Annotated in this window: 1 protein-coding gene; it reads left to right on the top strand. The window is 59.4% G+C overall.

All coding sequences use genetic code 11. The features are described 5' to 3' along the window. Positions 1-26 precede the first annotated feature (26 nt). Positions 27-249: hypothetical protein (locus R0J92_RS25260; RefSeq protein ID WP_411053709.1), on the top strand; the 223-nt coding region annotated here is incomplete at its 3' end.

Here is a 249-nt window from a genome sequence, read left to right as displayed (position 1 = left end):
GGACTTGAATGCAGGGAGGCATGATTATGGCCGAACTGACCCAAGCCGACCTATCCGCCGGCGAGCGGGATATCGAGAACTGGCAATCGGTCAGCTTCCTCGCCCTCTACCTCGTCACGGCCTTCGTGCTGATGACCGGTGTGACGCTCGCAACCTCCGATCTTGTGGTGCGTGGCCCCGCCTTTCTGATCGCGCACGCGATTGCCACCGGCGTCAGTTATCGAATGGTTGTTGCTCCACAAATCGACA

It is taken from the genome of Tritonibacter sp. SIMBA_163 (assembly GCF_046535935.1).
GTDB classification, from domain to species: Bacteria; Pseudomonadota; Alphaproteobacteria; order Rhodobacterales; family Rhodobacteraceae; genus Epibacterium; species Epibacterium scottomollicae.
Note: the sequence above shows the minus strand (reverse complement) of the source record. Positions and strands in the feature narration are given on the sequence as shown.